Source organism: Exiguobacterium sp. KRL4 (genome assembly GCF_001870785.1).
GTDB lineage: Bacteria > Bacillota > Bacilli > Exiguobacteriales > Exiguobacteriaceae > Exiguobacterium_A.
In genome coordinates, this window is sequence record NZ_MOLV01000008.1 from 41112 (window position 1) to 54751 (window position 13640).

General features: G+C 48.5%; 11 protein-coding genes, 1 pseudogene and 1 other annotated feature. Of the genes and pseudogenes, 6 read left to right on the forward strand and 6 right to left on the reverse strand.

Annotated elements, in window-relative coordinates; genetic code table 11:
- Nucleotides 1–32: 32 nt before the first annotated feature.
- The 4 genes from BLD48_RS07205 to BLD48_RS07220 form a co-directional block, all read right to left on the reverse strand.
- The gene (locus tag BLD48_RS07205; protein WP_071499609.1) at nucleotides 33–935 is read right to left on the reverse strand and encodes an alpha/beta hydrolase; all 903 of its coding nucleotides are present in this window, start codon (nucleotides 933–935) and stop codon (nucleotides 33–35) included.
- A 37-nt stretch (nucleotides 936–972) separates the two neighbouring features.
- Entirely contained in the window at nucleotides 973–1854 is an 882-nt protein-coding gene (locus BLD48_RS07210; RefSeq protein ID WP_071499610.1) for a YitT family protein, read from the reverse strand.
- Nucleotides 1855–1934: 80 nt separating this feature from the next.
- Nucleotides 1935–4760: a sensor domain-containing protein gene (locus tag BLD48_RS07215; protein WP_071499611.1), complete on the reverse strand. Its 2826-nt coding sequence runs from the start codon at nucleotides 4758–4760 to the stop codon at nucleotides 1935–1937.
- Nucleotides 4761–5109: 349 nt separating this feature from the next.
- Complete coding sequence (locus BLD48_RS07220) at nucleotides 5110–6240, reverse strand: hypothetical protein (RefSeq protein WP_071499612.1); 1131 nt, start codon at nucleotides 6238–6240, stop codon at nucleotides 5110–5112.
- Between the two features lie 129 nt (nucleotides 6241–6369).
- Between BLD48_RS07220 and BLD48_RS07225 the strand changes: the two genes are divergently transcribed.
- The gene (locus tag BLD48_RS07225; protein WP_071499613.1) at nucleotides 6370–7029 is read left to right on the forward strand and encodes a response regulator transcription factor; all 660 of its coding nucleotides are present in this window, start codon (nucleotides 6370–6372) and stop codon (nucleotides 7027–7029) included.
- Nucleotides 7026–8288: a HAMP domain-containing sensor histidine kinase gene (locus tag BLD48_RS07230; protein WP_071499614.1), complete on the forward strand. Its 1263-nt coding sequence runs from the start codon at nucleotides 7026–7028 to the stop codon at nucleotides 8286–8288. Before BLD48_RS07225 ends, BLD48_RS07230 begins: the two co-directional genes overlap by 4 nt.
- Before the next feature lie 65 nt (nucleotides 8289–8353).
- Here BLD48_RS07230 and BLD48_RS07235 read toward each other — a convergent pair whose 3' ends face one another.
- Nucleotides 8354–8857 carry a hypothetical protein gene (locus BLD48_RS07235; protein ID WP_071499615.1) on the reverse strand — a complete coding sequence of 168 codons (504 nt, stop codon included), beginning with the start codon at nucleotides 8855–8857 and terminating at the stop codon, nucleotides 8354–8356.
- Nucleotides 8858–8994: 137 nt separating this feature from the next.
- Between BLD48_RS07235 and BLD48_RS07240 the strand changes: the two genes are divergently transcribed.
- From BLD48_RS07240 to BLD48_RS07255, 4 genes are all read left to right on the forward strand, one after another.
- Nucleotides 8995–9477 carry a hypothetical protein gene (locus tag BLD48_RS07240; RefSeq protein WP_071499616.1) on the forward strand — a complete coding sequence of 161 codons (483 nt, stop codon included), beginning with the start codon at nucleotides 8995–8997 and terminating at the stop codon, nucleotides 9475–9477.
- Between the two features lie 77 nt (nucleotides 9478–9554).
- Nucleotides 9555–10385, forward strand: a complete 831-nt coding sequence (locus tag BLD48_RS07245) for a GNAT family N-acetyltransferase (RefSeq protein WP_071499617.1) — start codon at nucleotides 9555–9557, stop codon at nucleotides 10383–10385.
- 368 nt (nucleotides 10386–10753) lie between these two features.
- Entirely contained in the window at nucleotides 10754–11146 is a 393-nt protein-coding gene (locus BLD48_RS07250; RefSeq protein ID WP_071499618.1) for a hypothetical protein, read from the forward strand.
- A gap of 62 nt (nucleotides 11147–11208) precedes the next feature.
- Nucleotides 11209–11444 (forward strand) — a binding site (T-box leader).
- Nucleotides 11445–11539: 95 nt separating this feature from the next.
- Nucleotides 11540–13054, forward strand: coding sequence for a peptide ABC transporter substrate-binding protein (locus BLD48_RS07255; protein WP_071499619.1), 1515 nt, complete (start codon nucleotides 11540–11542; stop codon nucleotides 13052–13054).
- 80 nt (nucleotides 13055–13134) lie between these two features.
- Here BLD48_RS07255 and BLD48_RS07260 read toward each other — a convergent pair.
- Nucleotides 13135–13640 (reverse strand): annotated as a pseudogene (locus tag BLD48_RS07260) (RNA-guided endonuclease TnpB family protein); the annotation flags it as partial.

Genomic DNA, 13640 nt, shown 5'->3' on the forward strand with positions numbered 1-13640 from the left:
CGTTCCTCGGAACAGGGTCTCCGTTTTTGTGGTTAACGAATATCTTCGAGGTACGATAAGACTTTTTCTTCATATGCTGCTCGGTCATGTTTGTAGGACTGGACATGTCCACCGTTTTCCGTGACGTACAACTCAGACCGGGGTGCTGCTTTTTGGAGGCGCATGCTTTCCGTCACGGGAATCGCATCGTCGTCTTTCCCATGAATCATGAGAATGGGATACTCGATTCGGCGAATCGCTTCAATCGGCTTGACCCGTTCCGGATTCAGTCCGGTCAACGGTGGTGTCACCTGCAAGATGATCGGTGTGAACGGGAAGTTAGGCAGTCCACTCCAAACCGGCAGATTCGTCTCGAGATAATTTTTGAGATTGCTGAACGGACTGTCGGCGATGATACCAGCCACGTCCGCTTTTGGTGCCGTGACGAGAGAAGTTGCAGCCCCCATGGAGATCCCGTACAGGACAACCGGTTCGGATGCTCGTGATTTCGCATAGTTGACGGCAGTCAATAAATCATCCTGTTCTTTTGCGCCGACCGTGACACGTTTTCCTTCGGATTCACCGGATCCCCGGAAATCAAATGTCAGTACATTGTAGCCGGCGTCATGAAACTTTTTGAACAGTGGTAAAACCGGCAAATCATTTTGTTCCCGGTTTTTCCCGTACCCGTGGGCGAAGACGATCGTCAGCTTGGCGTCTTCACTTGGAATCCACCAACCGGACAGGCGCGTCCGGTCTTTGGCGGACCGGAAGGAAATATTTTCATAAGCAAGACCTTCTGCTTTTTTCGGATTGGTCGTCAATGGCTCACGAGTCGGCTCCGTCAACGAAGAACCGACGTAGGCGGAAATCCCGACGATCGCAATCAAAACCAGGACGATCAATACGATCAGTCCGGCAATCAGTTTCTTACGATGTTTTTTCAAAAACGACACGGCGATCCTCCCTCTCTATTCTGATCATATCCATTGCTTAATGGATGTCTTTTTTCTTGAAACGACCACCATGGACATCGTGAATATTGCCGATGGCGATGAAGGCTTCTTCGTCAAAATCACGGACGATTTCTTTTAATTTCGTTTCTTCCAGACGACTGATGACACAAAAGATGATTTTTTTGTCATCCCCGGAAAAGGCACCTTCTCCATTTAAGTAGGTCATCGTCCGACCAAGCCGGTCCATGATGGCTAGACCAATCTCTTCGTGGTTTTCAGAAATGATCCAGACACTTTTGGACTGGTCGAGTCCATCAATGACCACATCAATCGTCTTAAACGCGATGAAATACGTAATCAACGAATACATCGCCCGGTCCCAGCCGAAGACGAAACCCGCAGCACCTAAGATGAAGACGTTAAAGAACATGACGATCTCACCAACAGAAAAAGGTGTCGAGCGGCTAAACGAAACGGCTAAAATTTCCGTTCCGTCGAGCGAACCGCTGGCCCGAATGACAATTCCGACCCCAATCCCAAGAATCAATCCACCAAACACAGTCGCGAGTAAATCGACGCTTGTCATCGGTCCGATGTCTTCGAGCAGTTTCGTCGCCATCGCCATGATTGAGATGGCATAAAGTGTCGACAAAGCAAACGTTTTTCCGATTTGTTTATAACCAAAGAAGATGAACGGAATATTGAGAAAGAACAGCCATAAGGCAAGCGTCGTATCCGTCAGTTTGGAGGCAATGATCGAAATCCCAACGATACCCCCATCGATGATGCTGTTTGGGACAAGAAATCCTTTTAGTCCAATCGCAAAAATCACGGCACCAATCGTCAATAACAACAGGCGGCGCACGAGTTGCCATTTCGTCGAACGGCGGTGTCGTTTGGCCTGTTCAGCAACGGGCATCGAATTCCTCCTTTTTACACACTTTTCATTACTATAACAAAAAAGCACTAAGGCGCGCGAGAACGACCTTAGTGCTGGTATTATTCGGTATAACGAAGAGACTGGAAAAAACGTAAAACCAGTTCAGCTTCTTGGACCGTTGCATATTTTCCGACATATTGTCCCTGTTCGATGGCGATGATGGACAAGGTACAGGAGACCATCTGATTCCCTTCGGTGAGCCGTACTTCAAACGTCGCGGTCTGTAACGGCAGTGGCGTTTTCGTCGTGAAGTAGAGATGACGGGTACTTGTCCGGTGCGCCTGAATGTTTGAAAAACTAAAATCAAGGGCTTGATTCTGATGTTTCAGCATCTTGATTTTTCCTGGGACGGAGAAACTCGGAACGGTATCGGACGCAAGGGAACAGGCTTCAATCGGATACAACACTTCCCGTAAGAGGAAACTTTCCATGACCTCTGCCGACACCGGTCTACTGAATAAATAACCTTGGATATTCGGACAGTTCAAGGACCGGAACATCTCGAGTTGTTGTAAGGTTTCGATGCCTTCCGCGATGACGGCTAGATTAAACTCTGTCGCCATGTAAAGAATACTTTTGACGATGGCTTGCGCTTTTCGATCCTCCGCGATATGCGTCGCAAATTGCCGATCAATCTTGACGACGTTGATCGGATAACGTTGCAAGTAGACCATCGAGGAGTATCCTTTTCCAAAGTCGTCGAGAGCAATCCGAACACCAAGCTGACTTAAGTGTTCGAGGGTCCGACTGATGTTCGGGTCATCCATGATCAAGGCGGCTTCCGTGATTTCAAGTTCAAGCAGATCGGCCGACAGCTTGTACGTGGTCAGAGCTTGTTCGATTTGATGCTCGAACCCGGGGATCAAAAACCGTTTTGGGGAGACATTGACGGAAATCGGAACAAGTTCAGCACCGGCACGGGACCAGTTGACCATCGCCTGACAAGCCGTCTCGACGACCCAGTCGCCAATCGCGATATGCAGTGCACTTTCTTCTGCCAGTGGAATGAAATCATTTGGTGGAATCCGTCCCCATTCCGGGTGTTGCCACCGGATTAACGCTTCAAGACCAATGATTTTCCCAGTCCAGCTATCGACTTTCGGTTGGTACTCGAGAAACAGTTGATTCCGCTCAATCGCGTAATGCAAATCTTGTTCGAGCCGGTAACGGCGGTAGTAATCGATATCGAGATTGGACGCATAATGATGGACGGCACTATGGTCTTCCCGGCGCGAACGCCGCAGTGCCGTATACGAATGTTTCATCAGTTCAATCGGATCATGACTATCATCCGGAAAACGGCTGATCCCGATCGAGACCCGGGCAAACAAGGCGTACGGTTCAATCAGAATCGGTGCAGCAGATAACGTGAGTAAGGCTTCAGCACACGATGTGACGTCTTGCTTGAAGCAGGACGGAATGAGCATCGCGTATTCATCACCACCGAGATGACCAAAAAAGACTTCATCCGGTTTTGATGTGTAGAGAAGAGCACTCGTCGCTTGAATCCACTGATCACCGGACGCATGACCAAAGGCATTGTTGATTTCAGAAATCCGGTTAAATGAAATCGATAAAATCGAGAAGGTGGTATTCGTTTGCATCCAGTCCTTGATGGTTTCAGTTAATGAGATCCGGTTCGGCAAACCGGTGACGGAATCGTGCATCGCGAGTTGCTGCAACCGTTCTTCATATTCTTTTTGTAACGTGATGTCATGCATGATGCTGTTCGTATAAGCAATCGATCCATCGAGCTGGAAGACAGGGATTTGTTGATCCTCGATCCACTTGCAACGGCCGTCCGGGAAAAGAAGACGGTATTGAATCGTACTTGATTTTCCGGAAGTCAGGCGACGAATGAATTGCTTCATCGCCGGTACATCGCGTGGGTCAAGGCGTTCAAATAACCATTCTTCACTAAGCACTAAATCTTCCGGGAGCTCCTCGAAGATTTGAAAAAACCCTTTTGAGTGAAACAGGAGACGTCCAGTCGATAAATCGATTTGCGAAATTGCTGCATCGAGGGCCTCATAGATTTCACGCGTCTGTTCACGTTCGAGTGTCAGTTGGCGACGGGCTTCGCTGACTTCCGATAAATCGTATAGGATAAGTGAAATCAGGCCACTTTGATCGTCGCGTCGTAAAGCTTTTAAGCGTAACAACTGGTATTGGTGATTGGCATTCAGAACCGATACTTCCTGTTCGAACGTCTCGATTTCTCCGTCGAGGAGTCGGATCACCTGAAAACGAAGTGGGTCGAAGTCACGCGGGTGAATTCGCTTGTGCAATTGTTCGTTTGAAAGTTCTTTCAGTTGTTCCGGACCCAGACCCAGGTAGTTGATCAACGAGGGAGAGTACTCAATCGTTCGGGCCTGTGGATCATAATGAAACACAACGAGTTCCGGAATCTGTTCCGTCAATTCGAGTTGGGACCGAATCTGGACGACATCTTCTTCGAGTTGCTTTTCACGTGTGATGTCTCGTGCAATCCCGTATACACCAACGACCTGACCCTCTTGTTCGATCGGCATGTTGGTGATTTTTAACGTCAGCCGATGCTGATCAATATGTAATCCTTGGGCCGTATAATGAACGGTTTCGCCGGCAAGTGCACGTTCAAAAAAGGTGGTCACGGAATCATTTTGTTCCGGTGGGCTAAAGACGGCGAAATGGTTATATAAAGTATCTTCAGAATAACCCAGCATCCGAGGAAGGTTCTCGTTAAAATAGACGATTTCACCAAGGTGATTAAAGAAAAAGACGGCATCCGTACTTTGTTGAAAAAAAGGTTCCACGCGTTCCGGATGGGACAGTTCGAGCCCGCCGATCAACAGAGGGGATGTAGATGAACGACTCAGCCGTTGCATCGCGTCGAAAAAAGTCATAGACAAATCTCCTCACTAGAAATTTTAATTCTCTTTCTAGTATCGGAGTAAGTGAGCCTCAATTGCAATCAAAGTTCAAAGAATAGACTTTTTTTTCAAAAAAAGCGAATCATTTTTTGGAGAATAGGGAGGGGTATGATGAAACAGGGGCGAGTACCGGAAAATCAGAGAGGTGAGCCTGCTTTCATGCGCTTCCTTTTCCCGTAGAAGCCGAGCTGCGAACGCAGGCTCAATCGTCCGGTTCGTTTCGTAAAACAGAAAAGGAAATAGAGAAAGACAAAAAGACAAACCTCACCAACATCCACATGTGTGAAAGGTGATGAGGTTCATCTGTGTTTGGAGATATTGATTAGATGGCGAGATCGACAGATGTGGCACTTGCGTTTGGATCCGTATCAGTTGTAGGGGCATCATTCATCCCGTGATGACGTCCTGGTCCGTGTCCACCACGTGGACCTTGTTGCAAGTCATCGTAACTTGGGACTTCATCTGCCCGTTCCTGCATCCGTTCCTTGATTGCCGTCGCTTGTTTTTTGGTAATGGCACCACTTTTGACTTTGGCATCGATGGCTTTCGTTTGTTCCGCGAGCACCACTTCTTCAAACTTATCGAAGGATACGTCATTTGCTTTTGCAAATTCCGGTAACGATTGATCGGCGGCTTTGAATTTCGTTTCGTCGAGGTTCAGTCGTTTCAAGATGGCAGATGTCGTGTCACCGAATACATCGTGTCCTGATCGCACGTGTTCGCCTGGTTCATGCTGACCACGTTCCGGTAAATCGTCGTAACTGTTTGCATCCGAGAATTGTTCCGTCAGACGGGCTTTGATGTCCGTTGCTTGTTTTTTCGTCATTTTACCGTCTTTGACGAATTGATCGAGTTGTGTCGTCTGGGCAGCGAGCAACGCTTTTTTGTAGTCGGCGAACTTGATCGATTGTGCCTTCGCATAGGCAGCGAGTGATTGATTGGCGGCATCAAACTTGTCTTGGCTCAGTCCAAGGGCTTTTAAGACGTCAGCAATCAAGGATTCGTTAAAGAAACCGCCTTTGTCACCGTGATGTCCTTTAGGCATTTGCTCTTTTAGCTCGGCGTAGCTTGAAACGCCACTAAAGCGTTCCGTATGTCGTTTTAGCATATCTGCTGCCTGGGACTTCGTTAAGTCCCCTGATTTGACGAGGGAAGCAAGTTGTTCTTTTGCAGCAGCGAGTTCTGCTGCCTTGTAGTCTTTAAATGAGATGCCTTTTTGTTTCGCAAGATCGGCGATCGATAAGCCTTTTTCCCGAGCCGCCTCGGCTTGTGCTTGAGTCAGATTAAGTTTTTTGAGAAGTAAGGTGAAGTCAAGTTTTTTCATGCCTTCGAAGTGATGGCGTTCTGATTTTGTTGCCGTATCGCTGTCGTTGGTTGCGGCGTAAGCAGAAGCTCCTCCAACTGTTAAGGCGCTGATGGTCAATGCGGTGATCCATTGTTTTTTGAATTTCATGGGTGATCACTCCTTTCATCCTTTATGTTAGCGGGTGTCCGGACGGAAGTTGTGAGGAAGTTGCAAAGAAATCGCGAAGAAACGCTAACCGGCTAAAAAAGGCGGTACACTACAGATGGAGGGATGAAGATGAAGATTTTAGTGATTGAGGATGAACTGAAATTGGCTCAGGTCACGGAACGATTCTTGCGCCATCATGGTTACACGGTGACACTTGCCGAATCGCTACAAGGGGCCAAAATACATTTGATGGGCGAGACGTTTGACGCCGTACTGGTTGACGTCCGTCTACCTGATGGAGACGGTTGGTCGCTCGTCCCATCGATCAAGTCAAATCATCCGGCACCCATCGTCTTCATGCTGACGTCACGCGGGGAAGCAGACGACCGGGTGTTTGGACTCGAACTGGGTGCCGATGATTATCTCGTCAAACCGGTCGTCTTAAAGGAATTGATCATTCGGCTTGAACGGGCGTTAAAACAACGGTTATCCGCCGGACGGCAGCTGGGAGATGTGACGATTGACGAAAAGGCCCGCCGTGTCAAAAGTGGACCGGAGACGATTAGTCTGGCGAAGATGGAGTTCGAACTGTTGATCTATTTCTTTGAGCACCTCGGAGAAGCGCTCAGCCGTGACCAAATCCTGGACGAGGTCTGGGGCTACACGTTCGGCGGGGATACGCGGACCGTCGATACCCACGTCAAACAGTTGCGTGATAAACTACCGACCATTAAACAACAGTTGAAGACAGTCCATCGGGTCGGGTACCGGTTGGAGGCAATCGAATGAGCAAGTTGATGCGGAAGTTCTTACTCGCCGTCATCGCCCCGTTATTGATCATGGGGATCCTCAGCTTTGGTTTGACGGCGTTCCTCGTCAACCGTTTTGCGGAGGACGAACGATACAGTCAACTGGAACGGGAAGCCAACATCATCAAAGAAGCACTCGCTGAGAATCGCCCCGTCCCACGCGAAATCCAAGGATTCATGACGAAAGACGGCGTGACGGAACGAATTGACGGTCGGGGACGACAATTCGTCGAGTTACCGATTTTAGAGGACCTGCAACAGAAGGACCGCATCGAAGTCCAAGGAAATCGTCTGTTGACGTATCAGCTGACGAGTGGGGAGACGGTCATCACGACGATCCGTGAAGCCCCACTTGCGAGTAGTGCACTTGACGGCGTGTATCTCGCGATTGGAGTCGCTTTATTCGTGACGTTACTGCTGGCGGCAGGACTTGCCTACTATATGGGACGACAGTTCATCCGTCCGATCATCGAGTTGCGCGGAGTCGCCAAACAGATTGGCGACGGACGAAAAGATGTCACCTTGCCGGTCCGACCAAACGATGAAGTTGGGGAACTGATCAATGCCGTGGACGAGATGCAGGAACAACTCGTACAAAAAGATGTCCTGCAGAAATCGTTCATCGCCGGAATCACCCATGATTTGCGGACACCACTCGCCATCATCCGCAACGAGACGGAAGCACTCGCGGCAGGAGTGATCCCGGTCGAAGAATTACCGGAAGTGACGGACAGTATCATCGAGGAGGCGGACCGGTTGGGTCTGTTGATTGACGAAACACTGGTCTACTCGAAACTTGCCGGGGGGATGATGCCGCTCGACCAATCGGAAGTTGCCCTTGATTCGCTTGTGCAGGAGACGGTCGAACGCCTTCGGTCGACGTTCAGCAAAGACCAGGTCATATTGACCGTCGAGACAGAACCGGTCCGTCTTGTGGTCGATCGCCGGATGTTCGAACGCGTCCTCGTTAATTTTTTGATGAATGCGCAGGTCGCAACACCAAATGGCAGTGAAGTCCGGGTCCAGTTGACACCAATGGAACTGACGGTCGAAGACGCGGGAAGTGGTGTCGCGGAAGCGGACCGGGCAACGATTTGGGATCTCTATGTCAAACAGACCGGAGGATCCGGGCACGGTCTTGGTCTTGCGATCAGTCGACTGATTCTGGATAGTCATGGACTTGAATATGGGGTTCGTGACAGTTCGCTTAAGGGAGCCTGCTTTTATATTCGATTCTGAGAAGAACGGATCATATGAAAAAACGTCTCGCCCTTCATCAACTAGATGAGGAGCGAGACGTTTACTTATTCGGAATCGTTTGCTTGGACGAGGCTTGGTTTGACGAGTGTATAGAATTCATCACTCATCCCGACACGGCTGTCCATCTGGCAAGCGAGTTCGAGTGTTTCCTGGTAGAATTTCGCAACTAAGCCATGGTTTTTGATGTGCATGTCTTTCATTGCTTTTTCAACACCGAGGACGACTTTTGCGATTTGGTCATCGGCGTCATTGCGAACAGGGACGACGTTTTCCGGCAAATCAACTTCTTTGTCGTGTCCGTTGAAGCGGAACGAGGCGCCGAATCCGAGGTGCTCGAGGAAGAAGTGTGGTAACAATTTACCGGCAAAGAACTGGTGCCACTCGCTTTCTTTCATCGTATTCATATCGCGTTTGAAAGAAGTAGTCGCGAGTGCGTAGCGGTCATGTGTATCTTTCATGAACTTCTCGAGGATTGGTACCTGCATCGCAAACGAATTCTTCAGCAGATTATCGAGCTGTTCTTGCGTTAATTGTTCTTGTTCAGCCATCAGTTTAACCCCATTTCGTTTCGTTACTTCTATCGTAAGAAATTTAGACAATTCCGTCAAATTTTTTTCAAGAATAGAGTTTACCTATTTCACAAAAGGGAATTTAACTATTATCGAAGAGTTGAGGGGGAGTTAGCATGAAACGACTAGCAATGACAGGGGTATTAATCGGGGCATGTCTAATTCCGGTGACAGCTTTCGGCGCAAGTAACGTGACGTACAACACAGGAACGATTCAAAACAAAGACTTTGGTTACTCGGTCAAAGCGACGACAGCCTTGCAGACAGCGATCAAGCAGGATAAGGTCGATTTTGTCAAAAACAAAACCGTCAAGACGAAATACGGCACCGTCACACGAAGCGGGACGTTTTCGCTCTATTATAAAGTGAAGGGCAAAGACCAATTGCTCGTCAACTTGAACTTTGAACCGAAAAAGTTATCAAAAAAACAATTTGAAAAACAAGTCGGATTCGGAACGTACCTCGGAATCAAAGGCAACAAAACGTATTATTACGTCCAGCCGACAGAAGCCGTCAAAGGCGCAGTCGGTAAAGAAAAAATCGCCAATTTGATCACAAATGATGTCCCGGCGATGATGGAAACATTTAAATTAAAATAAGTAAACTGCAAGGAGCACCAGCTTTTGCTAGTGCTTCTTTTGATGGTTCGATATAGTAAAGGTTGAGGTGAAGTGAAATGGAATGGACAGTAACAGAAGTCAAACAAACGACAGAAGTTTTACAACTTGAGAAATGTGTTAACGATCACGATGGCATCGAATTAAAGGTAGCAGCGGATTGGGTCGGACAAAACGATTTCGCAATCTATGATGATACAAAATTGATTGGCTATCTCCAAGCATTTGCCTACTTACCGACGGAATGGGAAATCAATGTCTTCGTCGATCCGGATTACCGGAAACAAGGTGTCTTCAAGACGCTTGTCGAAGCGGCAAAAGAAGCAGCTCGTCCGCAAGGGGTCGAAGCGTTTACGTTTGTCATTGATGATGAAAGTAAGTCCGGACAGGCCGTCCTCGGTCAACTTGGTGCCGAATACCGGATGACGGAATACAACATGGTGCTCAAGAAAGCACAATTGTTCTTAAAAGCCGATCCGGATTTTGAACTGCGGGAAGCAACAAAAGACGATCGTCCGTTCATCGTTGAGACGCTTGGATCGTCATTTGGCAACACGGCAGACGAAGCAGAATCGATTTATCAAGCCATCGAGTCGGACGATCGTGTCACGTTCATCGGTGTCGCAAACGGCAAGCCGGTTGGTGTCATTCGGGCGTACCTCGCATCTGACACACAGGCGAGCATCCATGCGTTTGCCGTTCGTCCGGAAGCACAGGGTAAAGGGTACGGTAAAAAAATGTTGAAACTGATGGTGCAAGCGATGTTCCGTACTGGTCGGACACAGCTTGAGCTTGATGTCGAGACAGACAATGCACGTGCGCTTGATCTCTATAAAGAAGCCGGATTCGTTGTCGGACGTGGTTATCAGTTCCACGTGCTTGCGTTATAAGTAGTCTGGTTGATGAAAGTCCACGGAAGTGGGCTTTTTTGTAGAGTTAAAAGACCTTAGGTCTTGCTATTTTTTAAAGAAATACGATATCGTTGCCGTTCGTCCGTTGGCGCGCTTTCCTCAGGCGGAACGCAAGCCGCTGTTATCTTTCAGCCGACCGGGTCTTGCCTGTTCCTGACGGAAAGGACAAGCCCTTCCTTTTCCCGTAGGAGTCGTGCCCGGACGACGGAAACTTTTCTTAAGAAATCATGCTATTTTTGATGAGCTCAACAACATGGAAAAACAAGTTCATAATCTAAAAGAAGTCTGAAACCTTCTCCCGGTTTTGTCGTATACTAAACATATGGAAAAAAAGAGGAGGCGACGTTATGGAATGTCGACAGGGTTCATTACGGACGTTGAAGTGGGTATCAGGTGGTTTAGAGGCAATGCTCGGGATTCCGTTTATAGGCGGATTGATTGTCATTGGGACAGGGTATAATGCACTGTGGTTGATGTTAGCGTTCCATATCGTGGTCGTCGTCTTGACGGCACGAGCCGGTCGCGTGTCAAAAGGGAACATCGTCGGAATCGTCGCGTCGACAGTCGGTGTCATCCCGGTCGTCGGGATGTTGTTGCACATCGCAGCCGCGATTACGATTTTACTCGATGCGGCATTCGGCAACCGGATCATCACCCGGACACATGTCGAACGCGTCGAACCAATCCGTCCCCGTCCGGTCCGGAAAGAACAGGAACGCAAAGAGGATCATCCGTTCTAAGCTTTTTTCGTTGACAGTTGAAAACAAGCCGTGTAAAGTAAACAACAAGTTAAGCCATATCAAACAAATCAACGACGCGGAGTAAGTACCGTCAACACTGCCGACAAAGCGAGTCAGGAAAGGTGAGAGCCTGACGCGGTAAGATGATCAGGGAATGGACCGCTGAGAGCCTGTTGAACGATTCAGTAGACAGGACGGTTGCCCCCGTTACCGGGCTAGCTGGTTGTTGGACCAGCGACAAGAGGAGATTTTTAATCTCAACTAGAGGTGGCACCGCGCGGATACAGGCGTCCTCTATGCATCAGCTTTTGCTGTGGCATAGAGGACGTCTTTTGTTTTACGTCAAGGAACGCCGAATCATCCAACGCACATTATCTTTAGGAGGAATTTTTGATGAAAAAGACATTGATCGCGGCGGCAAGCACGACGTTCCTACTCGCAGGATGCTCGACGACGGAAACAGAAAAAGCAGCACCAAAGGAAAATGAAAAGAAAGTCCTATACACGATGGAAAGTTATGACCTCTTGTCGGTCGACCCGGCAGATGCCATCACGTCAAACATCTTCAACCAGATCTACGAAGGACTTTACCGGTTTGATGCAAATAACGAACTCGTTCCGGCAGCAGCGAAATCACACAGCGTTTCGGAAGACGGAAAAGTCTACACGTTTAAGCTCGATCAGAATGCGAAATGGTCGGATGGCAAACCGGTCACAGCGGAAAACTTCCGCTATGCGTATGAGCGGGTAATCGAGACGAACTCACTGTTCGCTTATTTGCTGGAGCCGGTTAAAGAAACAAAAGTCATCGATGATCAGACGTTACAAATCGAATTGAAACGCCCGACACCGTACTTCCTCAGCATGACGACATTTGGGACGTATATGCCGGTTCGGGAAGACATCGTAAAACAACAAGGCGAGCAGTTCGGGACGGACCCGAAAACAAACGTTTACAACGGACCGTTCACGTTCAAGAAATATCAGGCGGAGCAAGGCTATACGCTGGCGAAAAACGCCGACTACGCGGACCGGAAAAACGTCAAAATCGACGAGGTTGATGTCAAAATCATCAAGGACCCGATGCTTGCGATTAACTTGTTTGAGACAGGTGAACTGGATGTCGCCCCACTGAACTCGGAAAACGTCGTGACGTATAAAAACAAAAAAGAGTACAACACGTTCAGCGACTCACGGATGTTCTTCATCCGGATGAATCAAAAAACGGACGCGCTCAAAGATCAGAAGACCCGTCAGGCGATTGATGCCGCTTACGATAAAAAAGCATTGACGGAGACGTTACTCGGAAACGGATCACTGCCTGCTGACTACATCGTACCGAAAGAACTCGATCTGAAATACGACAAGACCCGTCAAATCGAATCTTCATTTGACGCGGCACAAGCAAAACAAGTGTTAGCCGATCAGAAGTTAGAACTGACGATGATCATTGAAGACGACGATGTCTCGAAAAAAATTGGCGAATACATTCAAGGATCGCTGAAACAGCAAAACGTCGATGTCAAACTGTTGTCGCTGCCGAAAAAAGAACGGTTGGCGCGTGAAGGCCGAGGGGATTACGACTTGTCACTTGCGAGCTGGGCTCCGGATTATCAAGATGCGACAACGTACTTGAACCTGTTCATGACAGGCAATCCGTTTAACATGATGGACTACTCGAACAAACAGTATGACAAACTCTTGAAACAGGCGGAAAACGAACTCGATCAAGACAAACGTTTGGAGCTGTTGAGCGAAGCAGAAACGATGTTACTCGACGACCAAGCAATTTCACCGGTCTACCAACGAAAAAATGCCTTCCTGCAAAACACGGAAGTCAAAAACCTGGCCCGTCACAATGTCGGAACGGATATCTCTTATAAATATGTGGAGATAAACCGGAAGTAAATCAGTTGAACTACCTCCACCTATGCTTCACTTAGAGGTGGAGGATTCCTGAGTTATCCGACCTGATGGTCGAAACCTGATCAGGCTACCCCCGTCGTTCCGACGGTTGAAGAAGCTAAAATGCGTTCTGCTTCTTGTTTGAGATTCAGTCCTGCGTTCACATCACGGTCGTGATGGATGCCGCAACTCGGGCATGTCCATTCACGCAATCCAAGATGTTTCACGTCTTTGTGTTGATGTCCGCAACTGGAGCACAGTTGACTGGAAGCAAAGGTCTTGCCGACCTTGACGACAGTCTTCCCTTACCATTCTGCCTTGTACTCCAGCATGCGGAAGAACTCCGACCAGCTGACGTCCGAGATGGCCTTGCTCAACTTGCGATTCTTCTGCATGTTCTTCACCTGCAAGGTCTCGATGCCGATGACGTCGTGGTTTTTGACGATCTCGGTCGATACCTTGTGCAGGAAGTCGGTACGCTTGTTGGCGATCTTCTCGTGGATACGGGCAACCTTCCGCTTCTGCTTCTGATAGTTCCTCGCCTCGGAAAGCTTGACTTTCTTGTTCAGAGCGATGCGTTGACGGCGGG